Annotated in this window: 23 protein-coding genes; 13 read left to right on the top strand and 10 right to left on the bottom strand. The window is 67.3% G+C overall.

Annotated elements, in window-relative coordinates:
* The first annotated feature begins 337 nt into the window (after positions 1 to 337).
* The 4 genes from FHS02_RS11325 to FHS02_RS11340 all read left to right on the top strand — a co-directional run bounded on the left by FHS02_RS11325 (position 338) and on the right by FHS02_RS11340 (position 3,115).
* Positions 338 to 1,114 (top strand): response regulator, encoded by a 777-nt coding sequence (locus tag FHS02_RS11325; protein WP_229422587.1) that lies wholly within the window; start codon positions 338 to 340, stop codon positions 1,112 to 1,114.
* A gap of 597 nt (positions 1,115 to 1,711) precedes the next feature.
* The gene (locus tag FHS02_RS11330) at positions 1,712 to 1,876 is read left to right on the top strand and encodes a hypothetical protein (RefSeq protein WP_175424778.1); all 165 of its coding nucleotides are present in this window, start codon (positions 1,712 to 1,714) and stop codon (positions 1,874 to 1,876) included.
* A 94-nt stretch (positions 1,877 to 1,970) separates the two neighbouring features.
* Positions 1,971 to 2,534, top strand: a complete 564-nt coding sequence (locus FHS02_RS11335) for a chromate transporter (protein WP_137313516.1) — start codon at positions 1,971 to 1,973, stop codon at positions 2,532 to 2,534.
* A complete protein-coding gene (locus FHS02_RS11340) occupies positions 2,531 to 3,115 on the top strand; it encodes a chromate transporter (RefSeq protein WP_137313517.1) in 585 nt (194 codons plus the stop codon). The genes FHS02_RS11335 and FHS02_RS11340 overlap by 4 nt, the downstream gene beginning before the upstream one ends.
* A 3-nt stretch (positions 3,116 to 3,118) precedes the next feature.
* On the opposite strand, the gene FHS02_RS11345 is transcribed toward FHS02_RS11340, so the two are convergent.
* The 8 genes from FHS02_RS11345 to ssuE all read right to left on the bottom strand — a co-directional run bounded on the left by FHS02_RS11345 (position 3,119) and on the right by ssuE (position 10,890).
* Positions 3,119 to 3,523 (bottom strand): DoxX family protein, encoded by a 405-nt coding sequence (locus FHS02_RS11345; RefSeq protein ID WP_137313518.1) that lies wholly within the window; start codon positions 3,521 to 3,523, stop codon positions 3,119 to 3,121.
* Between the two features lie 18 nt (positions 3,524 to 3,541).
* Positions 3,542 to 5,302, bottom strand: a complete 1,761-nt coding sequence (locus tag FHS02_RS11350; protein WP_137313519.1) for an amidohydrolase — start codon at positions 5,300 to 5,302, stop codon at positions 3,542 to 3,544.
* A gap of 70 nt (positions 5,303 to 5,372) precedes the next feature.
* The gene (locus tag FHS02_RS11355) at positions 5,373 to 5,939 is read right to left on the bottom strand and encodes a YceI family protein (protein ID WP_137313520.1); all 567 of its coding nucleotides are present in this window, start codon (positions 5,937 to 5,939) and stop codon (positions 5,373 to 5,375) included.
* 505 nt (positions 5,940 to 6,444) lie between these two features.
* Entirely contained in the window at positions 6,445 to 7,245 is an 801-nt protein-coding gene (locus tag FHS02_RS11360) for an ATP-binding cassette domain-containing protein (protein ID WP_137313521.1), read from the bottom strand.
* 68 nt (positions 7,246 to 7,313) lie between these two features.
* Positions 7,314 to 8,150 carry an aliphatic sulfonate ABC transporter permease SsuC gene (ssuC, locus tag FHS02_RS11365; RefSeq protein WP_137313522.1) on the bottom strand — a complete coding sequence of 279 codons (837 nt, stop codon included), beginning with the start codon at positions 8,148 to 8,150 and terminating at the stop codon, positions 7,314 to 7,316.
* A 1-nt stretch (position 8,151) separates the two neighbouring features.
* Positions 8,152 to 9,300 carry an FMNH2-dependent alkanesulfonate monooxygenase gene (gene ssuD / locus FHS02_RS11370; RefSeq protein WP_137313523.1) on the bottom strand — a complete coding sequence of 383 codons (1,149 nt, stop codon included), beginning with the start codon at positions 9,298 to 9,300 and terminating at the stop codon, positions 8,152 to 8,154.
* A gap of 19 nt (positions 9,301 to 9,319) precedes the next feature.
* Positions 9,320 to 10,291, bottom strand: a complete 972-nt coding sequence (locus FHS02_RS11375; protein WP_137313524.1) for a sulfonate ABC transporter substrate-binding protein — start codon at positions 10,289 to 10,291, stop codon at positions 9,320 to 9,322.
* Positions 10,288 to 10,890 carry an NADPH-dependent FMN reductase gene (ssuE, locus tag FHS02_RS11380; RefSeq protein ID WP_137313525.1) on the bottom strand — a complete coding sequence of 201 codons (603 nt, stop codon included), beginning with the start codon at positions 10,888 to 10,890 and terminating at the stop codon, positions 10,288 to 10,290. Before ssuE ends, FHS02_RS11375 begins: the two co-directional genes overlap by 4 nt.
* 207 nt (positions 10,891 to 11,097) lie before the next feature.
* On the opposite strand from ssuE, the gene FHS02_RS11385 reads away from it, so the two are divergent.
* The 8 genes from FHS02_RS11385 (at position 11,098) to FHS02_RS11420 (ending at position 17,744) form a co-directional block, all read left to right on the top strand.
* A complete protein-coding gene (locus FHS02_RS11385; protein WP_137313526.1) occupies positions 11,098 to 12,330 on the top strand; it encodes an acyl-CoA dehydrogenase family protein in 1,233 nt (410 codons plus the stop codon).
* 16 nt (positions 12,331 to 12,346) lie between these two features.
* Positions 12,347 to 13,147: a methionine ABC transporter ATP-binding protein gene (locus FHS02_RS11390; RefSeq protein WP_137313527.1), complete on the top strand. Its 801-nt coding sequence runs from the start codon at positions 12,347 to 12,349 to the stop codon at positions 13,145 to 13,147.
* A complete protein-coding gene (locus FHS02_RS11395) occupies positions 13,140 to 13,811 on the top strand; it encodes a methionine ABC transporter permease (RefSeq protein WP_137313528.1) in 672 nt (223 codons plus the stop codon). The genes FHS02_RS11390 and FHS02_RS11395 overlap by 8 nt, the downstream gene beginning before the upstream one ends.
* Before the next feature lie 2 nt (positions 13,812 to 13,813).
* A complete protein-coding gene (locus FHS02_RS11400) occupies positions 13,814 to 14,659 on the top strand; it encodes a MetQ/NlpA family ABC transporter substrate-binding protein (protein ID WP_137313529.1) in 846 nt (281 codons plus the stop codon).
* 180 nt (positions 14,660 to 14,839) lie between these two features.
* On the top strand, positions 14,840 to 15,823 hold the full coding sequence (locus FHS02_RS11405) for an aliphatic sulfonate ABC transporter substrate-binding protein (RefSeq protein ID WP_137313530.1): 984 nt from the start codon (positions 14,840 to 14,842) through the stop codon (positions 15,821 to 15,823).
* A gap of 1 nt (position 15,824) precedes the next feature.
* Entirely contained in the window at positions 15,825 to 16,688 is an 864-nt protein-coding gene (locus FHS02_RS11410) for an ABC transporter permease (protein ID WP_137313531.1), read from the top strand.
* The gene (locus FHS02_RS11415) at positions 16,685 to 17,413 is read left to right on the top strand and encodes an ABC transporter ATP-binding protein (protein ID WP_137313532.1); all 729 of its coding nucleotides are present in this window, start codon (positions 16,685 to 16,687) and stop codon (positions 17,411 to 17,413) included. Before FHS02_RS11410 ends, FHS02_RS11415 begins: the two co-directional genes overlap by 4 nt.
* 61 nt (positions 17,414 to 17,474) lie before the next feature.
* A complete protein-coding gene (locus FHS02_RS11420) occupies positions 17,475 to 17,744 on the top strand; it encodes a putative signal transducing protein (RefSeq protein WP_221403834.1) in 270 nt (89 codons plus the stop codon).
* Between the two features lie 141 nt (positions 17,745 to 17,885).
* On the opposite strand, the gene epsC is transcribed toward FHS02_RS11420, so the two are convergent.
* On the bottom strand, positions 17,886 to 18,806 hold the full coding sequence (gene epsC / locus FHS02_RS11425; protein WP_137313533.1) for a serine O-acetyltransferase EpsC: 921 nt from the start codon (positions 18,804 to 18,806) through the stop codon (positions 17,886 to 17,888).
* A 202-nt stretch (positions 18,807 to 19,008) separates the two neighbouring features.
* Between epsC and FHS02_RS11430 the strand changes: the two genes are divergently transcribed.
* On the top strand, positions 19,009 to 20,175 hold the full coding sequence (locus tag FHS02_RS11430; protein ID WP_137313534.1) for a multidrug effflux MFS transporter: 1,167 nt from the start codon (positions 19,009 to 19,011) through the stop codon (positions 20,173 to 20,175).
* A 3-nt stretch (positions 20,176 to 20,178) separates the two neighbouring features.
* Here the strand turns inward: FHS02_RS11430 and FHS02_RS11435 are convergent, their stop codons facing one another.
* Positions 20,179 to 20,439 carry a hypothetical protein gene (locus tag FHS02_RS11435; RefSeq protein ID WP_137313535.1) on the bottom strand — a complete coding sequence of 87 codons (261 nt, stop codon included), beginning with the start codon at positions 20,437 to 20,439 and terminating at the stop codon, positions 20,179 to 20,181.
* Positions 20,440 to 20,588 lie beyond the last annotated feature (149 nt).

The following is a 20,588-nucleotide window of genomic DNA, read 5'->3' on the forward strand; positions in this document are numbered from 1 at the left end:
AAAATTTCCTAACAAGCCGTTTTTAAAGCCAATTTTTCACTTATCCACTTCAGTTGTGGATAACGATGTGGACAAACGGGGCTTGACAAGCCGGAGAGCCAGTATTGGTGCGGGTTTCAACAAAATGCCCGTTCTTCAGGCAATTTTTTCGCCTTGTGAAATCAAGTACTTACAGATGGGCTCGGCAGCCATCCGGACCGCCAGGCGGCGCACGAAAAAAAATATCCGCCGCGGTCCGCTCTGCCGATGACGGCGCTACAGCGGAACCTTTGACAAAAATACCGCCGAGGAATAGTGTCACCGACAGTACCTTAATGAATGCTGCAGCGAGTACATCATGCAAGTCAATATGGATGAAGCCAGCGAAGGCTGGATGATAGAGGACGACATGCCCGAGCCGGAACCGCAGGCGCCGGCCGGGCCGCCGCCGTGGAAAGTGCTGATCGTCGACGACGACGTCGACGTGCATGTGGTCACCAAGTTCTCCCTCAGCAATGCGCATTTCATGGGCCGGCGGCTGTCGTTCCTGCACGCGTACAGCGGCGAGGAAGCGCTGGCCGTGCTGCGCAACCATGACGACGTGGCGCTGGTGCTGCTGGATGTGATCATGGAAACCGCCGACGCCGGCCTGAAGGTCGCCCGGCGCATCCGGGACGAGCTGGGCAATTCACTGGTGCGCGTGGTGCTGCGCACCGGCCAGCCGGGCCAGGCGCTGGAGCACAGCATCATCCTCGATTACGACATCAACGATTTCTGGTGCAAGACCGACCTGACGACGCGCAAGTTGTTTACCACCGTGATCGCATCGCTGCGCGGCTACCACAGCCTGCAGGAGGCCCAGCAGCGCATTGCCCGGGCCGAGGCGGCACTGCGGGCGGTGCATGGGGCCGCCTCGGAAGCCCTGGCCGCCCTGCGCGCCGGGCAAGGCTGGAGCGGCGAAGTGCGCCTGGGCGAGCCACCGCTGCCGCTGCGCCTGCAAGTGGCGCCCGGCGCCGAACCGGCGCCATTCACCGAAGCGGGGCAATTCACTGTCGCGGGCCAGTTCACCGTCGCGGGCCAGCTCACCGTCGCGGGCCAATCTGCCGCCTCTGGCCGCCTGCCGGACGATGCTTGAATCCGGCACGCCGCCGACGGGGCTGTATGGACATACAGGCCCGGCCGCGTCGCCGGCACCATGCAGTCTTCCCCTCCTGCGCTGCCTTAGCGCCTCGGCCTTTGCGCTAAGTAACGGATTCTGAAGCGGTTTTTCAACTATCCACACAGGTTGGGGATAACTTTGTTGATAAGCCGCCCTTGACAACGCAAAGCGCCCGTAATGACGCCATTTTCCTTAAAATGCCCGTTCAAAAGGCAGACACGGCACTTAATGGAATCAAGGACTTACGAACCCATCCATGATATTGCGCAAACTGCTGTAAAAAAGTTCTCGCTTGTTCTTTTTGCCAATTTTTGTGCATAACGTTAGCAAACGCGCGGGCCAGTGACCCGGCATTGCCCCGCACGCCGTCGGCTACACGGCTGCGTCGCTGTGCCTGCCCTGCCCCCCGGCCTGTCCGGACCTGCCCGGACCTGCCCGGACCTGCCACCTACCTGCTGCCCCTGTCCGCTGCCTGTCCGCTGCCTGTGTGCCCGCTGGTCCACTACTGTTAGGTGCCGCGCAGTCCGCACGGCAGCGCCGCGTTATGCTGCGCCATCTTCCAAGGAGACCATCATGAACGAACCCCTGAACCCCGGCGACGAAGCGCAACCCGGCACCCCCGGCAGTGGCGAGGATGTCTGCCCCGCCTGTCATGGCACCGGCAAACTGGACGATGGCAAGTCCTGCCAGAACTGCGGCGGCAGTGGCGTGATCCAGGAAGGCATCGGCGGCGGCTGAACGACCGCACCCGCCCCGGTCGCGGGGAGCGGCAGCGGTCCGCCAGCGCGGCCCGCGTGGACACCCGGCAACAGGGCGCGGATAATAGCGCCCCATGACCGATGTCCCTCCCCGCCCCCGCTCGCTGGCCGAGCTGTTCATAGCCTTCACCTTGCTGGCCCTGCAGGGCTTCGGCGGCGTGCTGCCCGTCGTGCAGCGCGAGATCGTCGAACGGCGGCGCTGGATGACGCAGGAAGAATTCATCGAGGAATGGGCCGTCGCGCAGACGATGCCCGGTCCGAACGTGTGCAACCTGTCGCTCGTCATCGGCAACCGCTTCTTCGGCCTGCGCGGTGCCGCCACCGCCTTGCTCGGCCTGCTGCTGGTGCCGGCCCTGGTGGTGCTGGCGCTGGGTTCGGTGTATTCGCACTATTCCGACCAGCCCCGCGTGGCCGGCGCGCTGCGCGGCATGGCCGCGGTGGCGGCCGGCATGATCGTTGCCATGGGCATCAGGCTGGCCGCCACGCTGCGCAGGCATCCGCTGCCGCTGGCCGTCACGCTGCCGCTGGCCGCGCTGGGCGTCGTCGGCCTCGCGGTGCTGCGCCTGCCGATGCTGGCCGCCCTCGTCGTGCTGGGCGGTACCGGCTGCGTGCTCACCTGGTACAGGCTCAAGCCATGAGCGGGGAAATCCATATTGTCCTGGCCTGGCATGACTGGCTCGACCTGTTCGTCCATTACCTGGCGATTTCCCTGATGTCGGTCGGCGGCACGATCGCCACGACGGCGGAGATGCATCGCTACCTCGTCGAACAGCACGGCTGGCTGACGCAGGCCCAGTTCAACGAATCGATCGCGATCGCCCAGGCGGCGCCCGGGCCGAACGTGCTGTTCGTGGCACTGATGGGATGGAACGTGGGTCTGAACGCGGGCAGCCATGCGGCCGCGGTGCTGGGCGTGATCGTGACCATGGTGGGCGCCCTGCTCCCGTCCAGCGTGCTGATGCTGCTGGCGGCGAGCTGGGGCCAGCGCAACCGCGAATTGCGCCTGGTGCGCGCCTTCAAGCAGGGCATGGCGCCGCTGGTGATCGCCATGCTGGTGTCGACCGGCATCATCCTCGGCAGCGCCAGCGGCAATCTCGCCACCGACTGGCCGCTGTACGCGGTGTCGGTGGTCTCGGCGCTGCTGATCTGGCGCACCCGCATCCACCTGCTCTGGCTGCTGGCGGCGGGCGCGCTGCTCGGCGCCCTGGGCTTCTTGTAAGGTTCAGGCGCCGGCCAGCCGGCGGTCGAGCGACCACCGCCCCGCGCCGGCCAGCGCGATCGTGCCGAACACGATCAGCAGCAGCCAGCCGAACTGGCCCTGCTCGATGCTCCAGTCGGGGTGCACCAGCACCATCGACACCCCGAGCAGGAACAGCACCGGCAGGCAGGCCAGCCGGGTAAACAAGCCGGCGGCGATCAGGAACGGGCACAGCACTTCGGCAAACAGCGCGCACGCCAGCGTGACGCCGCGCCCCAGGCTCAACGGGTCGTCGATGCGGGCCAGCTCCTGCTGCCAGTGCAGCAGTTTCGGCAGGCCGTGCACCCACAGCAGCAGCGCGGCACCCGCCAGTCGGGCGAACAGCAGGCCCGCATCCGGCGTGGAGGTTCCGATGAAGCGTTTCAGCATCTTCTCCTCCGTGTCCGCTTACTTGTTCTGGTAGCCGCCGTAATGCTTCACGGGGCTCCACTCGGGCAATACGGCAGGCGCCGCCGGCGCGTACTGGCCGAAGGCGTCGTTCGCATACACCACCTTGCCGTTGACGATCGTCAGCGCCGCTTCCAGGTTGCGGATGCCGTCGACCGGCATCGTGAAGTAATCCTGCGGCAGGATCACCAGGTCGGCATACTGCCCGACGGCGAGGGTGCCCTTGACCTTTTCCTCGCCGCTCATCCAGGCGCTGCCGCGGGTCATCAGCTGCAATGCCTCGTGGCGCGACAGGCGGTCCTTGTCCTGCCAGACCTGCAGGCCGCCGGCCGTCTTGCCGGACACGGCCCAGTAGATCGACGGCCACGGGCCATAGCTCGAGACGCGGGTGCCGTCCGTGCCCAGCCCGACCGGGATGCCCATCTTCAGCATGGTGCGGATCGGCGGCATCTGGCGCGTCTGGGCGCCGTAGCGCTTCCAGTACGCCTCGCCCTGGAAGTACATGCGGTTCTGCACGGCCACCCCGCCGCCCAGCTTCTTCACGCGCGCCAGCTGTGCGTCCGAAATGGTCTCGGCGTGGTCGAAGAACCAGCGCAGGCCGTTCAGCGGCAGCTCCTGATTGACCTTTTCGATGACGGCCAGGTCGCGCTCGATCGATTCGCCGTAGGTGGCGTGGATGCGGAACGGCCAGCGGTTCTTCACCAATAGCTTGAGGACGGCTTCCAGTTCGCCTTCCATGTGCTCCGGCATGTCCGGGCGCGGTTCCAGGAAGTTCTCGAAGTCGGCCGCGCTCCACACCAGGTTCTCGCCGCCGCCCTCGGTGTTGTAGCCGTTGGCGTAGAACAGGTGGTCGTTCTTGTCCGGCCTGGTCTGCGTCAGCCAGCGCTGGTAGTCTTCCAGCTCCTTGCCCGGCTTCTGCGCGAACAGGTAGTAGGAGGTGCGCACGGTCAGCTTGCCATCCTTGGCCAGCTCCAGGCTCACGGCGTAGTCGTCCGGATAGGCCTGGCCGCCGCCGCCGGCATCGATCGCGCTGGTGATGCCCAGGCGGTTCAGTTCGCGGTAGTACTGCAGCGTGGAGTTCACCTGCTGGTCGCGCGGCAGCATGCCCGTCTTGGCCAGCGTGGAGTACAGGATCAGCGCGTTCGGCTTGGCAACCAGCAGGCCGGTGGGCTTGCCATCCGCGCCCAGTTCGACGACGCCTTCCTTGTACTGCGTTTTTTCATCGTAGCCGAGGACCTGGATCGCCTTCTGGTTCAGGAAACCGAGGCCGTACAGGTACAGCAGGAAGACCGGCTTGTCCGGCACGGCTGCGTTGATTTCCGCCAGCGTGGGCAGGCGCTTTTCCTCGAACTGGTATTCGTTCCAGCCGCCGACCACCTTGATCCACTGGCCTTCCGGCGTGCGCGCCGCCTGCTCCTTGAGCATTTCCAGCGCGCGCTTCAGCGACGTGACACCATCCCAGCGCAGCTCGGCGTTGTAGTTCAGGCCCTCGCGGATGATGTGCAGGTGCGAGTCGTTCAGGCCGGGGATCACGGTACGCCCGCCGGCATCGATCACCCGGGTATCGGCGGTTTTCTTCCTCAGCACCTGGGCATTGCTGCCCAGCGCCGAGATCCTGCCCTTGTCGATCGCCACGGCCTGGACGAACTGGCCTTCCTTCACCATCGTCGCCACCTTGGCGTTGGTGACGATCAGGTCGGTTGCCATGGATGTGTTGGTCCCTGCCGCCGCGATGGCGGCAGCGAGCATCAGTCGCTTCATGCTGTTTCCTTTTCTAAACTACAAAAAATCTGCCGGGCGACCGCTGCCCGCTGGCTGTCCTGCGCGGTGCTTATTCCTTGATGGCTTCCACGGCAATCGTCAGCGTGATTTCGTCGCTGACGTTCGGCGCGTACTTGCCGGCGTTGAATTCGGAACGCTTGATCGTCGCCGTCGCATTCGCGCCGCAGGCATCCTTCTTCGCCATCGGGTGCGGCTGGCACTTGAACGACGTGACCTTCAGGTTGACCGGCTTGGTGATGCCCTTGATGGTCAGGTTGCCGTCCACCGAGGCCACGGTGTCGCCGCTGAAGTTGAACTTGGTCGACTTGAACGTGATGGCCGGGAATTTCTCGACGTCGAAGAAGTCGGCGCCCTTGATATGGCCGTTGAACGTTTCATTGCCCGTGTTGACGGACTTCGTGTCGATGATGATTTCGGTCGAGCCGGTCCTGGCGGCGCGGTCGATGGTGATCTTGCCCTTGGTCTTGTCGAAGCGGCTTTCCTGCGTCGAGAAGCCCAGGTGGGTGTACGAGAAGCGCGCGAACGTGTGGGAATCGTCGATCACATAGGTTTCAGGCGCGGCCAGGGCGGCGGTCGAGAAGCCGGCGGCCAGTACGAGGGCGATCAGTTTTTTCATGGTTATTACTCTCCGGTGGTGAATACAATTTGTCGATGCGGCATTATGTCCGCGCCCGGGGAGTAGTGTAAAACGGAAAATTTACCGTTGTTCTATCGAAATTATCGATAGTGCGGCGCCCGCCGGAACAAGAGCATCATAGGCGGCGCACGGCGCGCTGCCCATCTGCCAAAGGGGAAAGGTCCGGACACCCGGCTTGGGTGATACGCGCCCCGCCCGCATGCCGGAAAGCGGTCGAGCCCGTGTCCCGGTGCCAGGCACGGTGACATGCGGAAAGCGGTCGAGCCCGTGTCCCGGTGCCAGGCACGGTGACATGCGGAAAGCGGTCGAGCCCGTGTCCCGGTGCCAGGCACGGTGACACGCGGAAAGCGGTCGAGCCCGTGTCCCGGTGCCAGGCACGGTGACACGCGGAAAGCGGTCGAGCCCGTGTCCCGGTGCCAGGCACGGTGACACGGGCTCAGGCACGAGAACATGGCGCGGGAGCGAGGCCCCCGGCAACGGGGATTCAGCGCGCCAGCAGACGGTCCAGCAGCTTTTCTTCCAGCGCGGCGAAGGCGGGGTTGCCGCGCGTGCGGGGGCGCGGCAGGTCGACGTCCAGGTCGAGGGTGATGCGGCCCTCGTCGATGAGCAGCACGCGGTCGGCCAGCGCCACCGCTTCCTGCACGTCGTGCGTGACCAGCACGGCGGTGAAGCCGCGCTGGCGCCACAGCGATTCGATCAGCTGCTGCATCTCGATCCGCGTCAGCGCATCGAGGGCGCCGAGCGGTTCGTCGAGCAGCAGCAGCGACGGTTCGTGCACCAGCGCCCTGGCCAGCGCCACGCGCTGCCGCTGGCCGCCGGACAGCTGTGCCGGCCATGCATCGGCACGGTCCGCGAGGCCGACGGCGGCCAGCGCGCCGGCCGCCGCATGCAGTCCGTTCGGCAAACCCAGGGCGACGTTCTCCAGCACGCTCTTCCACGGCAGCAGCCGGGCTTCCTGGAACATCATCCGCATCGGCACTGCCTCCTTGCCTGCGCCCTGGCCGACGGCGACGCGGCCGCTGTCGATCGCATCGAGCCCGGCGATCGTGCGCAGCAGCGTGCTCTTGCCGCAACCGCTGCGGCCGACGATGGCGACGAATTCGCCCGCTTTCAGCTCCAGCCCGATGCCGTCCAGCACGCGGCGCGCGCCGAACGATTTCGTCAGTCCTTCCAGGCGCACCCCGACGCCCTGCCGCTGCAGCGGACGGCGCGCGGGTGCGGCTTCCACCGGTTCGGGCGTGAAGGCAAACGGTTCGCTATCGAGGGGTAACGTGGCATGCAGCATAAATATCCTTAAAACGTCTTGGTAATGGCAGATCGATTGCCTGACTGGTCCAACGCCCCGATCGGAACCTAGGCATAGGCAGGATTCCAGCGCAGCAGCCGGCGCTCCAGTGCGCGGGCGACCAGGTCGGCCAGCTTGCCGAGGATCGCGTACAGCAGGATCCCCACCAGCACCACGTCGGTCTGCAGGAATTCGCGGGCGTTCATCGTCATGTAGCCGATGCCGGCCTGCGCTGAAATCGTTTCCGCGACGATCAGCAGCACCCACACGAGGCCCAGCGAGAAGCGCACGCCGACCAGGATCGACGGCAGCGCGCCCGGCAGGATCACGTCGCGGTACAGCGGCCAGCCCTTCAGGCCATAGCTCTTCGCCATCTCGACCAGCCCCGCGTCGGTGGCGCGGATGCCGTGGAACGTGTTCAGGTAGACCGGGAAGAACACGCCGACCGCCAGCAGGAACAGCTTGGCCGTTTCATCGATGCCGAACCACAGGATCACCAGCGGGATCAGCGCCAGCGCCGGGATGTTGCGGACCATTTGCAGCGTGGTGTCCAGCAGCGTCTCGGCGCGGCGGAAACTGCCCGTCAGCAGGCCCAGGGCCAGCCCCAGCCCGGCGCCGACGGCAAAGCCGGACAGCGCGCGCCACAGGCTGGTGCGCAGGTGCTCCCACAGCTCGCCGGATGCGGCCAGCGTCCAGAACGCGGTGGCCACGGCAAGCGGCTCGGGCAGGATGCGGCTCGACAGCCAGCCGGTGCGCGACGATATCTCCCACGCCAGCAGCAGCGCGATCGGCAGGAACCAGGGGGCCAGTGCCGCGTTCAGGCGCGACCAGCCTCCCGGTTGCGACACCGGGAGCGGTGCGTTTGCTGGCGCGTTTGCTGGCGCGTTTGCTTGTGCACTGCCCATGTCAGGCCGCCTTCTTCGGCACGATATCGGTGGCCATCACCTCGCCGAACGGCCCGGTGATCGACACCTCGCCCTGGGCTTTTCCTTTACCAAGAAGCGGGAACACCAGCTCGGCGAAGCGGTACGATTCCTCCAGGTGCGGATAGCCGGAGAAGATGAAGGTCTCGATGCCCAGGTCGGCATACTCGCGGATGCGCGCCGCCACCGTTTCGGGATCGCCCACCAGTGCCGTGCCGGCACCGCCGCGTACCAGGCCCACGCCGGCCCACAGGTTCGGCGCCACTTCCAGCTTGTCGCGCCGGCCGCCGTGCAGCGCGGCCATGCGGCGCTGCCCTTCCGAATCCATGCGCGCGAACGATGCCTGGGCCTTGGCGATCACGTCGTCGTCCAGGTGCGAGATCAGCTTCTCGGCGGCCTGCCACGCCTCGTCGTTGGTCTCGCGCACGATCACGTGCAGGCGGATGCCGAATTTCACCGTGCGGCCATGTTCGGCGGCGCGGCGGCGGATATCGGCGATCTTCTCGGCCACCGCCGCCGGCGGCTCGCCCCACGTCAGGTACACGTCCATCTGTTCGGCCGCCAGCTCGTGCGCCGCTTCCGACGAACCGCCGAAGTACAGCGGCGGATAGGGTTTCTGCACGGGAGGGTACAGCGTTTTCGCGCCCTTTACCTGCAGGTGTTTTCCCTCGAAGTCGAAGCCGGCATCGCCGCCCTCGCCGGACAGCGCACCGCGCCAGATCCGGATGAATTCATCGGAAATCTCGTAGCGCGTGGCGTGGTCTGCGGTCAGGCCGTCCGCCGCCAGTTCGGTAGGGTCGCCCCCGGTCACCACGTTGATCAGCAGGCGCCCGTTCGACAGCCGGTCGAAGGTCGCCGCCATGCGCACGGCCAGGCCCGGCGTGGACAGTCCCGGCCGCACCGCGACGAGGAACTTCAAATTCCTCGTCGCGTGGATGAGCGACGATGCGACTACCCAGGCATCCTCGCACGAGCGCCCGGTGGGCAACAGCACGCCGTCGTAGCCCAGCGTGTCGGCCGCCACGGCCACCTGCCGGAGGTAGTCGGCATCGACGGCGCGCGCGCCTTTCGACGTGCCCAGGTAACGGCTGTCGCCGTGGGTGGGAATGAACCAGAACAAATTCAACGACATGAAAACTCCAGGTATCTGATTACTTCGCCGATGCCAGCACGGCATCCTTGATGGCGATGGGTTTCGGGATCAGCTTCAGTGCGGCGAAGGCATCGGCGATCTTCTGCTGCTCGCGCAGCACCTCGTTCGACACCGGCTTGACGCCGTAGCTGTAGCGCGAAGCGGCCAGCGCCACCACGGCCGGCTCGAGGCCGGTCTGGGCCGCCAGGATCGCGGTGACTTCCTTCGGATTGTCGCGGCCCCAGTCGTCGACCTTGCCGATTTCCTCGAGCAGCACCTGCTGCAGCGCCGGGTTGGCGCGCGCCCAGTCGCGCGCAGCCAGGTAGAACTGGTGGTTGGCGACCAGGCCCTTGCCGTCGGCCAGCACGCGGGCGCCGAGCTGCTTTTCCGCGGCGGCGAAGAACGGATCCCAGATCACCCAGGCATCGACGGCACCGCGCTCGAACGCGGCACGCGCATCGGCCGGCGGCAGGTAGACCGGCTGGATATCCTTCCAGGGCACGCCGGCCTGCTCCAGCGCGCGCAGCAGCAGGTAGTGCACGTTGGAGCCCTTGTTCAGCGCGACCCTCTTGCCCTTCAGGTCGGCAACGCTGCGCAGCTTCGAATCCTTCGGCACGACGATCGCCTCGCTGTGCGGCGATGGCGGTTCGTTGCCCACGTAGACCAGCGCCGCGCCGGCGGCCTGCGCGAAGATCGGCGGCGCTTCGCCGACGGTACCGAAATCGATGCTGCCCACGTTCAGGCCTTCGAGCAGCTGCGGGCCGGCGGGGAACTCGGTCCACTGCACCGTCACGCCCTGTGGCGCCAGGCGTTTTTCCAGCGTGCCGCGCCCCTTGAGCAGGGTCAGCGTGCCGTATTTCTGGTAGCCGATGCGCACCACTTTTTTATCCTGTGCGTGTGCCAGTCCCGACAAACTCCCCGCGAAGGCGGCGGCGACCAGCAATCCCAGCGTGCGGCGGCGCGCCGCGCGTTTTTGCACGGTCGCCATCATGCCGCCTGCGAAACGTAAGGGTGATCCTGCAGCGAAAGCGCCGGCGCCCGCGCCGCTTCTTCCGCCGCGCGGCGGTAGCCGAGTGCCCGGTCCAGCGTGGTCACGCCGGCCGCCACGCGCACGGCGATTTCCGGGGCCAGCAGCACGCCTTCGTGTTCGCTCCACTGCACCTGCTGCGAGGTGGCATAGATACTGGTCAGCACCTGGTCCGCTTCCAGCGCATGCAGCACGGGGCGCAGTGCGTAATCGAGCGCCAGCAGGTGCGACTGGCTGCCGCCTGTCGCCACCGGCAGCACGATCTTGCCGGCCAGGCCGTTCTGCGGCAGCAGATCCAGGAACGCCTTCAGCACACCGGAGTATGCCGCCTTGTATACAGGCGTGGCGACGATCACCGCATGCGCATCGGCCACTTCCGCCAGCGCGGCACGCACCACGGCATCGGTGTTGTCCGCCGCGAGCAGCGCCTGGGCCGGCAGGTCGCGCACGTTCAGCCGCGCCGTGCGGTGACCGTGGGCGGCCAGCTTGTCGCCGATGTGGTGCAGCAGCCGGCTGGAAGAGGATGGCACCGCGGGGCTGCCGGAAATCAGGAGGATGCTCATGGAAAGTCGCCTTCTTTTGCAGGTTGATATAACAATTCAATGGCAGCAAGGCTACGGCAGCGCCACCGGTTACAGAACGAATGCTTTCGCACTTCGATATGTGATTTTTTCAGCATGATTTTTTCGCATATCAAAGCGTGCTTTCCTTCGTGGACTGACGCTCGGCACGGGCGCGATACTGGTTTCATTGCTATCGCCCCGCTTCCCATGAACGCACCCGAACCCGCCCTGCAGAACAAGCAGAATGCCGCTCCAGTTGCTGCAGTATTTGCCGACCCGCTTGCCGACCCGCTTGCCGTCGCCGCGTCGCTCGCCGCCGAACTGGCCGCCACCGCCGTCGAACGCGATGCGGCCGGCGGCCATGCGCGCCACGAGCGACAGCTGATCCGCGCATCCGGCCTGCTGGCGCTGTCGATCCCCGCCGACTTCGGCGGCCACGGCGCCGGCTGGGATACCACGTTGCAGGCGGTCCGTGTACTGGCGCGGGCCGACAGCGCGCTGGCCCACGTGTTCGCCTTCCACCACCTGCAGCTGGCCGGCATCCAGCTCTACGGCACCCAGCAGCAGCAGCGCCACCTGCTGCATGCCACCGTCGACGATGGCCTGTTCTGGGGCAATGCGCTGAATCCGCTCGATCGCCGCCTGGTCGCCACCGACGCGAAAGGCGGCTTCCTGCTGGACGGCACCAAGAGCTTCGCTTCCGGCTCGGTGGGCTCCGACTGGCTGACGGTCTCCGCCTGGCACGAAGCCACGCAGACATCGCTGATCGGCGTGCTGCCGACCGGCGCCGACGGCATCGACGTGCGGGCCGACTGGGATGCGTTCGGCCAGAAGCAGACCGACAGCGGCACCGTGCAGTTCCACGGCACGCTGCTGCCGGTCGGCCTCGTGCTGCAGCAGCCGGGCCAGGAGGCCACGCCGCAGTCCACGGTGCGCTCGCAGGTCGCGCAACTGATCATGACCAACCTGTACGTGGGCATTGCCGAAGGCGCGTTCGCCGCCGCGCGCGACTACACCGCCGGCGAAGCGCGGCCATGGTTCGCTTCCGGCGTTGCCCGTGCCGTCGACGACCCGTTCATCCAGCACCGCTACGGCGAACTGTGGACGCTGCTGCGGCCCGCCGTCGTGCTGGCCGACCATGCGGGCCGCGAACTGGAACGCGTGTTCCGCCTCGGCAGCGCCGTCACGGCCCGCGAGCGGGGCGAACTGGCCATTGCCGGCGCCGAGGCGAAGGTGCTGGCGCACCGCGCCGCCATCGAGATCGGCAGCGCCCTGTTCGAACTGACGGGCGCGCGCTCCACGTCCGCCCGCTTCGGCTTCGACCGCTACTGGCGCAATGCCCGCGTGCACACGCTGCACGACCCGGTCGACTACAAATACCGCGACCTGGGGCGCTATGCCCTGTCGGGCACGCTGCCCGAGCCGAGCCCGTACTCGTGATCCGGGGTTCGATGCGATGAATGCAAGACACAGGCTGCCGGCGGCGGAACCGCTGATCCGGCTGCGCGGCGTGGCGAAATCCTTCGGTAGCGGCAAGCATCCCGGCGTGGCCGCCGTGCGCGACGTGTCGCTCGATATCGGCGCCGGCGAGATCTTCGGCATCGCCGGGCGCAGCGGCGCGGGCAAGTCCACGCTGCTGCGCCTGTTCAACCTGCTGGAGCGGCCCGATGCCGGCACCGTGACGGTGGATGGCCGCGAGCTGACGGCGCTCGACAAGCGCGCGCTGCGCGCGGCGCGCCAGAACATCGGCATGATCTTCCAGGGCTTCAACCTGCTGCAAAACGCCACCGTGGCGGACAACGTGGCCTTCCCGCTGAAGATCCACGGCGACCGTTCGCGCGACGCCATCGCCCAGCGGGTGGCCGACTGCCTGGCCCTGGTGCACCTGGAAGACAAGGCGCAGGCCTGGCCGGCCCAGTTGTCCGGCGGCCAGCGGCAGCGCGTGGCGATCGCCCGCGCACTGGCCAGCGGGCCGGCGGTGCTGCTGTGCGACGAACCGACATCGGCGCTCGATGCCGAAACCACGCGCAGCATCCTCGCCACGCTGGCCGGCATCAATGCGCGGCTGGACGTGACCATCGTGATCGTCAGCCATGAACTCGACGTGCTGGCCGCGCTGTGCCACCGCGTGGCCGTGATGGAGGCGGGCGAAGTGGCCGAGGTCGTGCGGCCGGGAACGCCGCACGCAGTGACCGCGCTGGGCCGGGAACTGCTGCCGCTGTTCGGCAAGGCTCCCCCGGAGGTGCGGCATGCGTGAACAATGGCTTGCGCTGCTGCCCGAGCTGTGGACGGCACTCGGGCAGACGCTGACGATGCTGTCGATCGGCGTGTCCGCCGCGGTGCTGCTGGGCGGCCCGCTGGGCGTGCTGCTGTTCCTCGTCTCGCGCGGCCAGCCGCTGCAGAACCGGTTCGCCGCCGCCGTGCTGGGCTGGCTGGTGAATACCGTGCGCTCGTTCCCGTTCATCATCCTGCTGGTGGCGCTGGTGCCGTTCACGCGCATCGTCGCCGGCACGTCGATCGGGCCGCTGGCGGCCAGCGTGCCGCTGTCGTGCGCCGCGATTCCCTACTTTGCCCGGCTGGTCGAACAGAACCTGCGCGAGGTGCCGCGCGGCGTGATCGAGGCGGCCCATGCGATGGGCGCCAGCGAGCTGCAGATCGTGTGGCGGGTGCTGCTGGTGGAGGCCCGCGCCGGCCTGGTGCTGGCCCTGACCGTGCTGGCGATCAGCTTCCTGTCCTATTCGGCGGTGGCCGGCGTGGTGGGCGGCGGCGGCATCGGCGACCTGGCCATCCGCTACGGCTACTACCGCTTTGAAACCGAGATGATGATCGCCACCGTGCTGCTGCTGGTGCTGATCGTGCAGGTGATCCAGTTCGCCGGCGCACGCCTCGCCCGCCGGCTCGATAAACGCCACCCGGAGTGACCATGACCGACCGCCGCCGCGCCGTCCTTTTCGCCTTGCTGCTGTCGCCGCTGACGGTGCAGCTTTCCGCCCATGCCAGGGAGCCGAAGGAACTGGTGATCGGCACCAGCGCCGGGCCTTACGCCGACCAGGTCAGGCTCGGCATCAAGCCGATCCTGGAACGCCAGGGCTACAAGGTGAAGCTGGTGGAGTTCAACGACTACATCCAGCCCAATTTCGCGCTGGCCGAAGGCTCGCTCGATGCCAACGTGTTCCAGCACAGGATCTACCTGGACAAGTTCGCCGCCGAGAACAAGCTGCCGATCGTGCCGCTGGTGACCGTGCCGACCGCGCCGATCGCCATCTACAGCAGGAAGCACCGGAGCCTGGACGGCGTGAAGGAAGGCGCCACCGTGGGCCTGCCGAACGATCCGACCAACCAGGCACGCGCCCTGGTGCTGCTCGAGCAGCTGGGCTGGATCAGGCTGCGCCCCGGCGTGGACCCGGTGCGCGCCTCCGAGCGGGACGTGGCGCAGAACCTGAAGAAGATCAGGCTGGTACCGCTGGAAGCGGCGCAACTGCCACGCTCGCTGCAGGACACCGATTACTCGTTCGTCAACGGCAATTTCGCGCTGGCCTCCGGCCTGAAACTGCGCGACGCGCTGAAGACGGAAAAGATCTCGCCGAACTACGTCAACCTGGTGGCCGTGAAGGCGGCCGACAAGGACAAGCAGTTCGCCCGGGACATCGCCGCCGCCTACCGTTCGCGCGAATTCCTCGACGTCACCAACAAGCATTTCAGGGACTACGCGAAGACCGACTACCAGCTCGCGCTGGAGGCGGGCAGGCAGCAGCAGGCAAGCAAATAACGCAGGCACCGCAATGGCCGAGCCCGTGTCCTCGTGCCTGGCACCGGGACACGAACTCAAGTAACAGCAGCCGTTGACAGCAAGTAAGTAACCGCAGGCACCGCAATGGCCGGGCCCGTGTCCTCGTGCCTGGCACCGGGACACGAACTGGACCGCATTTTTACGTGAGGAATCAACAAGATGAAACGCCGTACCTTATTAAAATCCGTGGCCGGTGCCGCCGCGGCAGTCGCTGTCCCATCGCTGGTGCGGGCCGCCGGGCCGCTGAAGGAACTGCGCCTCGACTATGCCTACTATTCGCCGTCGAGCCTCGTGCTGAAGCGCTTCGGCTGGCTGGAGGAGGCGTTCAAGCCGGCAGGCACCGACATCAAGTGGGTGCTGTCGGCGGGCAGCAACCGCGCCCTTGAATACCTGAACGGCGACAGCATCGACATCGGCTCGTCGGCCGGCCTGGCGGCCCTGCTGGCGCGCGCCAACGGCAACCCGATCCGCACGCCGTATATCTACTCGCGCCCCGAGTGGACGGCGCTGGTGGTGCGCAAGGATTCGCCGGTGCGCTCGGTGGCCGACCTGAAGGGTAAAAAGGTGGCGGCCACCAAGGGCACCGATCCCTACCTCTTCCTGCTGCGGTCACTGAAGCATGCGGGCCTGAAGCGCGGCGACATCGAGCACGTGGCCCTGCAGCATGCCGACGGCCGCACGGCGCTGGAGCAGGGCCGCGTGGACGCGTGGGCCGGTCTCGATCCGCACATGGCGGCCAGCGAACTGGAAGGTGGCGCGCGGCTGGTTTACCGCAACGTGGCCTTCAATACCTACGGCTTCCTGAACGTGCGCGAGCAGTTCCTGGCGCAGCGGCCGGAGGAAGTCACGCGCGTGCTGGCCGCGTACGAGCGGGCGCGCAAGTGGATCATCGCCCATCCTTCGGAGGCGGCGCGCATCCTGTCCGAGGAAGCCAAGGTGTCGCTGCCGGTGGCGCTGCTGCAGGTCAAGCTGCGCACCGATTTCTCGCAGCCGCAGCCGGGCGCCGAGCACGTGGCCGCGCTGCGCCAGGCGGCGCCGATCCTGCAGCAGGAAGCGCTGGTCAGGCCGGGCACGGACCTGGACCGGACGATCGCCGACCTGGTCGACACCCGCTTTGCCCGCGCGCTGACCGCGAAGGCGTGACATGACGCCACCCGCGCTGCATTCGAGCATCGACCTGGTGGGCGGCAAGCCGGCCGCGCACCAGGCACCACCTGCTTCTGCGCCCGTAGCGCCACGCCGGCGCGCCCGGCCCCATCCGGCGTGGGGCCTGCTGGTGCCGGCGCTGGCGCTGGCGGCGGTCGAGGGGCTGGTGCGCGCCGGCGCCGTGCCCGCGCACCTGCTGCCGCCGCCGTCCGAGATCGTGGCCACGCTGGCGCAGCTGGCGCATGCCGACCTGGCGTGGCACGTGCTGGCCAGTTCGCTGCGGGTCGCCGCCGGGTATGCCGTCGGCGCGCTGCTGGGCATCGCCATCGGTGCCGCCGTCGGTCTGAACGAGCGCATCGCGGCACTGCTGGACCCGACTTTCCAGGCCCTGCGTGCGGTACCGTCGCTGGCCTGGGTGCCGCTGCTGCTGCTGTGGCTGGGCATCGACGAGGCGCCGAAGCTGGTGCTGATCGCGATCGGCGCCTTCTTCCCTGTCTACATGGGCGCCGCGTCCGGCATTGCCGGTGTCGACCGCAAGCTGGTCGAGGTGGGCCGGATGTACCGGCTGGGCAGCGTGGCCCTGGCGCGGCGCGTGCTGCTGCCGGCCGCGCTGCCGTCCCTGATGACGGGCTTGCGCAACGGCCTGTCGCTGGCCTGGATGTTCATGGTGGCGGCCGAACTGATCGCCGCCAGCAAGGGTCTCGGCTACCTGCTCAGCGACGGCCGCGAGACGGGCCGCGCCGATATCGTGCTGGCCGCGATCCTGCTGCTCGCGCTGCTGGGCAAGTTCAGCGACACGCTGATGCGGCGCCTGGAAACCCGGCTGCTGGCATGGCGCGACGACCTGGCGAGGGCAAAATGAGCGTCACGGCGTCTGCCCCGCTGCTCGACATCCTTGTGGCCCGCAAGGCGTTCGGCGCGCGCACGGTGCTGCGCGACTTCCGGCTGCACCTGGCCGGCGGCGAATTCGTGTCGCTGATCGGCGCCAGCGGCAGCGGCAAGAGCAGCCTGCTGTCGATCGTGGCCGGACTGGACCGTGACTGGGACGGCCGCGTGGCGCTGGCCGGCCAGCCGCTGGCCGGCGTATCGGCCGACATCGGCGTGATCTTCCAGGAACCGCGGCTGTTCCCTTGGCTGACCGTGGCGCAGAACGTCGCGTTCGGCGGCGACGGCGATCCGGCGCCGCTGTTGGCCGAAGTGGGCCTGGCGGGCCTGGGCGGCTACCTGCCGCGCCAGCTGTCCGGCGGCCAGGCGCAGCGCGCCGCCATCGCCCGCGGCCTGTTCAGCCGGCCGCGCGTGCTGCTGCTGGACGAGCCGTTCTCCGCCGTCGACGCGTTCACCCGCATCCGCCTGCAGGACCTGCTGCAGCGGGTGGCGCGCGAACACGCGCTGACGATCCTGATGGTCACGCACGACCTGGACGAGGCCCTGTTCCTCAGCGACCGCATCGTGCTGCTCGACGGCGCCGGTGGCGGCCGCTGCGCCGAGTATGTTCCGCCGGCCGGCCCGCGCCGCCGCGACGACCCGGCCCGGGCCGCACTGAAGGGCACCATCCTCGACGCGCTGTACGCCAGCCACGCACTGTAGCGCCACGGCGGCGCCCTGTTCCGCCACCGTCGTCCATAATCGGCGGAAACAGGAGACGCCAATGGCCAACGCAATCAAGGACGACTACACCATCGCGGCGCGCTGCCTCGATCCGACCCAGGCGCACGTGCTGCGCGGCTGCCTGCACGCGGCCGGCATCGCCGCCGCCGTGGCGGACGATCACCATTCGCAGGTCGACCAGCTGATCTCGCCCGCGCTGGGCGGTGCCCGCGTGCTGGTCCATGAGCGCGACCTGGCGGCCGCGAAGGAAGTGCTGGCCGCGTACGAGCGCGGCGACCTGGCACTGAAGGACTGGGAAGGCCCCGAATAATTGCCCGAAAACCGGTGACAGACACCGGTTTTTTTGAAATATTCCCGGAAAACCGGTGACAGACACCGGTTTTTTTGAAACATTTCCTGGAAACCGGTGACAGGCTCCGGTTTCGGTGGGCCTTTGCCGGGAGCTCGAACCTCAGTCGCTGCGCGTCTGCGCCTGCGACACGTTGCTGTGCGGCGGCACGCTCTGCGTCAGCCACACATTGCCGCCGATCGTCGAGCCGGCGCCGATCGTGATGCGCCCCAGCACGGTGGCGCCGGCATAGATCACCACGTCGTCCTCGACGATCGGGTGGCGCGGCGTGCCCTTGATCAGCATCCCCGAAGCATCCGCCGGGAAGCGCTTGGCGCCCAGCGTGACGTGCTGGTACAGCCGCACGCGCTCGCCCAGGATCGCCGTTTCGCCGATGACGACGCCGGTGCCATGGTCGATGAAGAAGCTGGCGCCGATCTGCGCGCCGGGGTGGATGTCGACGCCGGTCAGCGAATGGCTGATGTCGCAGATCATGCGCGCCAGGAACGGCGAGCCGAGCCGGTGCAACTGGTGCGCCAGCCGGTAATACAGGATCGCGATGGTGCCCGGATAGCACAACATGATCTCGGCGATCGACGTGGCCGCCGGGTCGCCCGCATACGCGGCCTGCACGTCCGACACTAGCAGGCCGCGGATCTGCGGCAGGCTGGCCGCGAACGCGCGCGTGATGTCGTGGGCCTTCTGCGTCAGCGTTTCTTCGGCCAGGTCGGCATCGTCGGCGAACTGCAGGCCGCGCCGCACCTGCTCGGTGAGCCGGTTCAGCGTGGTGTTGAGCGTGTCGCCGACAAAATAATCGATGCTCTCGTCCGTCAGGTTCGGCCGCCCGTAATGGGTCGGGAACAGCACGGCCGACAGGCCGTTGACGATGGTGGTCAGCGCCTCGCGCGAAGGCAGTTCGCGCACGCGGCGCTGGTGGCGGATGTTGTGCGTGGCCTCGCGCGATACGCGCAATGCCGAGACCACGGCATCCAGGTCCCAGTGGACAGGCTTGACGCCGGTGCCGTCGAAGGTATCGATAGTCATGTTTTTAATTGCTCATGTGTTACGCAGGGTCCGCGCACGCGCATTCTACGAAAATTCGCGCCGCCCCGGTTATGCGATAAGTTCATATCGATATGCCCGATGTGGACGCCCCATCCGGCCATCCCGCCACCCCGCAGGCCCGGCAGGCGCCGCGCGGCTGGCGTACAATACGCGCCCGAAAAACAATAACGATACTCTTTCCATGAATATCCTGCTGACGGTGCTGCTGGCCGGCCTGACGATGGTGGGGCCGCTGGCCATCGATACCTACCTGCCATCGTTCCCGGCAATCGCGAACGAATTCGGCGCCACGCCCATCGCGATCCAGCAGACGCTGTCGCTGTTCCTGTTCTGCTTCGCATTCATGATGCTGTTCTACGGCACGCTGTCCGATACGCTCGGCCGCCGTCCCGTGATCCTGTGGTCGCTGGTGCTGTACATCATCGCCTCGGTGGGCGGCGCGCTGGCCGGTTCGCTGGGTCTCCTGCTGGCCTGCAGGGTGCTGCAGGGCCTGTCGTCCGGCGCCGGCTCGGTGGTCGGCCGCGCCATCGTGCAGGACCGCTTCGAAGGCGCCGACGCCCAGAAGATCCTCGGCCATATCATGATGGTCTTCGGCCTGGCGCCGGCGCTGGCGCCGATCCTCGGCGGCTGGCTGCAGGTGTCGCTGGGCTGGCGCGCGATCTTCTGGTTCCTGGCCCTGTTCGGCGTGGTGATGCTGTTTGCCGTGTGGCGCTGGCTGCCGGAGAGCCTGCCCCAGGCGAAGCGCCACCCTTTCGAGCTCAAGCTGATCGCGGCGAACTACCTGAAGGTGCTGCGCCACCGCCGCTTCCTGCTGCTGTCGGCGGCGCTGGGCGTGGCGTTCGGCGGTTTCGCGCTGTACATCGGCTCGGCCGCCTACTTCGTCATGAACATCCTGCACCTGCCGGAAACGGCGTTCGGCTGGCTGTTCATTCCGCTGGTGGCGGGCATGGTGGTGGGATCGGGCCTGTCCGGCAAACTGGCGCGCAGCCGCACGCAGGCGCAACTGGTCTGGATCAGCTACGCGGGCATGGCGGCAGCCGCGCTGGCCAACGTGGCATACACCTGGTTCTTCCCGGCCGAGGTGCCGTGGGCCGTGCTGCCGCTGTTCTTCTATTCGCTGGCACTGGCCCTGGCGATGCCGCCGCTGACATTGCTGGCGATGAACCTGTTCCCGGACAACAGCGGCCTGGCGGCCTCGCTGCAATCGTTCATCCAGATGACGCTGTTCGCGCTGGTGTCCGGGCTCGTCGCGCCGCTGCTGTTCGACAGCGCGTTCAAGCTGGCCTGCGGTGTGCTCGGCTGCCTGGTGGTCAGCCTGCTGTGCTGGATCCCCGCGCGGCGCGTCTGACCGTCACGGCCACGGGGCCGGCGTCACGTCCAGGTACTGCGGACCGCCCTGCTCCGGCTCGGGGGCGGCCTGCGGTTCCTGCTTGAGCTTCAGGTCCGGCGGCAGGCCCAGGCCGAGGATTTCCTTGCGGCCTTCGACGAAATCGCTGGTGGACAGCCGGTGCTCGCTGTCCGGCCAGTTGGCGATCGCCCAGTTCTGCACTTCCTCGTAGCGTTTCCAGACTTCCGCCACGAACTTGCGGCGTTCCTCTTCTTCCAGTGGCATGGTGATCCTCCGTTGTGTTTTTGCCACTGTACACGACGGAGGCAAAGTCCGTCGCGTGAACCGGCACCGTTAAGAAACCGGTGACAGGCCGCCGCGGCGGACCGTCCAGCTCCCGGGAAATGTTTCAAAAAAACCGGTGTCTGTCACCG

Source organism: Pseudoduganella umbonata, assembly GCF_014192225.1.
Lineage (GTDB): Bacteria > Pseudomonadota > Gammaproteobacteria > Burkholderiales > Burkholderiaceae_D > Rugamonas > Rugamonas umbonata.

Coding starts and splice junctions, on each gene's coding strand:
- FHS02_RS11435 (WP_137313535.1), bottom strand. CDS start 20,439: ATGCCACTGGAAGAAGAGGAACGCCGCAAGTTCGTGGCGGAAGTCTGG.
- FHS02_RS11340 (WP_137313517.1), top strand. CDS start 2,531: ATGAGCGGGGAAATCCATATTGTCCTGGCCTGGCATGACTGGCTCGAC.
- FHS02_RS11390 (WP_137313527.1), top strand. CDS start 12,347: ATGAATGCAAGACACAGGCTGCCGGCGGCGGAACCGCTGATCCGGCTG.
- FHS02_RS11355 (WP_137313520.1), bottom strand. CDS start 5,939: ATGAAAAAACTGATCGCCCTCGTACTGGCCGCCGGCTTCTCGACCGCC.
- FHS02_RS11410 (WP_137313531.1), top strand. CDS start 15,825: ATGACGCCACCCGCGCTGCATTCGAGCATCGACCTGGTGGGCGGCAAG.
- epsC (WP_137313533.1), bottom strand. CDS start 18,806: ATGACTATCGATACCTTCGACGGCACCGGCGTCAAGCCTGTCCACTGG.
- FHS02_RS11345 (WP_137313518.1), bottom strand. CDS start 3,523: ATGCTGAAACGCTTCATCGGAACCTCCACGCCGGATGCGGGCCTGCTG.
- FHS02_RS11385 (WP_137313526.1), top strand. CDS start 11,098: ATGAACGCACCCGAACCCGCCCTGCAGAACAAGCAGAATGCCGCTCCA.
- FHS02_RS11360 (WP_137313521.1), bottom strand. CDS start 7,245: ATGCTGCATGCCACGTTACCCCTCGATAGCGAACCGTTTGCCTTCACG.
- ssuE (WP_137313525.1), bottom strand. CDS start 10,890: ATGAGCATCCTCCTGATTTCCGGCAGCCCCGCGGTGCCATCCTCTTCC.
- FHS02_RS11335 (WP_137313516.1), top strand. CDS start 1,971: ATGACCGATGTCCCTCCCCGCCCCCGCTCGCTGGCCGAGCTGTTCATA.
- FHS02_RS11395 (WP_137313528.1), top strand. CDS start 13,140: ATGCGTGAACAATGGCTTGCGCTGCTGCCCGAGCTGTGGACGGCACTC.
- ssuD (WP_137313523.1), bottom strand. CDS start 9,300: ATGTCGTTGAATTTGTTCTGGTTCATTCCCACCCACGGCGACAGCCGT.
- FHS02_RS11330 (WP_175424778.1), top strand. CDS start 1,712: ATGAACGAACCCCTGAACCCCGGCGACGAAGCGCAACCCGGCACCCCC.
- FHS02_RS11325 (WP_229422587.1), top strand. CDS start 338: ATGCAAGTCAATATGGATGAAGCCAGCGAAGGCTGGATGATAGAGGAC.
- FHS02_RS11350 (WP_137313519.1), bottom strand. CDS start 5,302: ATGAAGCGACTGATGCTCGCTGCCGCCATCGCGGCGGCAGGGACCAAC.
- FHS02_RS11415 (WP_137313532.1), top strand. CDS start 16,685: ATGAGCGTCACGGCGTCTGCCCCGCTGCTCGACATCCTTGTGGCCCGC.
- ssuC (WP_137313522.1), bottom strand. CDS start 8,150: ATGGGCAGTGCACAAGCAAACGCGCCAGCAAACGCGCCAGCAAACGCA.
- FHS02_RS11420 (WP_221403834.1), top strand. CDS start 17,475: ATGGCCAACGCAATCAAGGACGACTACACCATCGCGGCGCGCTGCCTC.
- FHS02_RS11405 (WP_137313530.1), top strand. CDS start 14,840: ATGAAACGCCGTACCTTATTAAAATCCGTGGCCGGTGCCGCCGCGGCA.
- FHS02_RS11375 (WP_137313524.1), bottom strand. CDS start 10,291: ATGATGGCGACCGTGCAAAAACGCGCGGCGCGCCGCCGCACGCTGGGA.
- FHS02_RS11430 (WP_137313534.1), top strand. CDS start 19,009: ATGAATATCCTGCTGACGGTGCTGCTGGCCGGCCTGACGATGGTGGGG.
- FHS02_RS11400 (WP_137313529.1), top strand. CDS start 13,814: ATGACCGACCGCCGCCGCGCCGTCCTTTTCGCCTTGCTGCTGTCGCCG.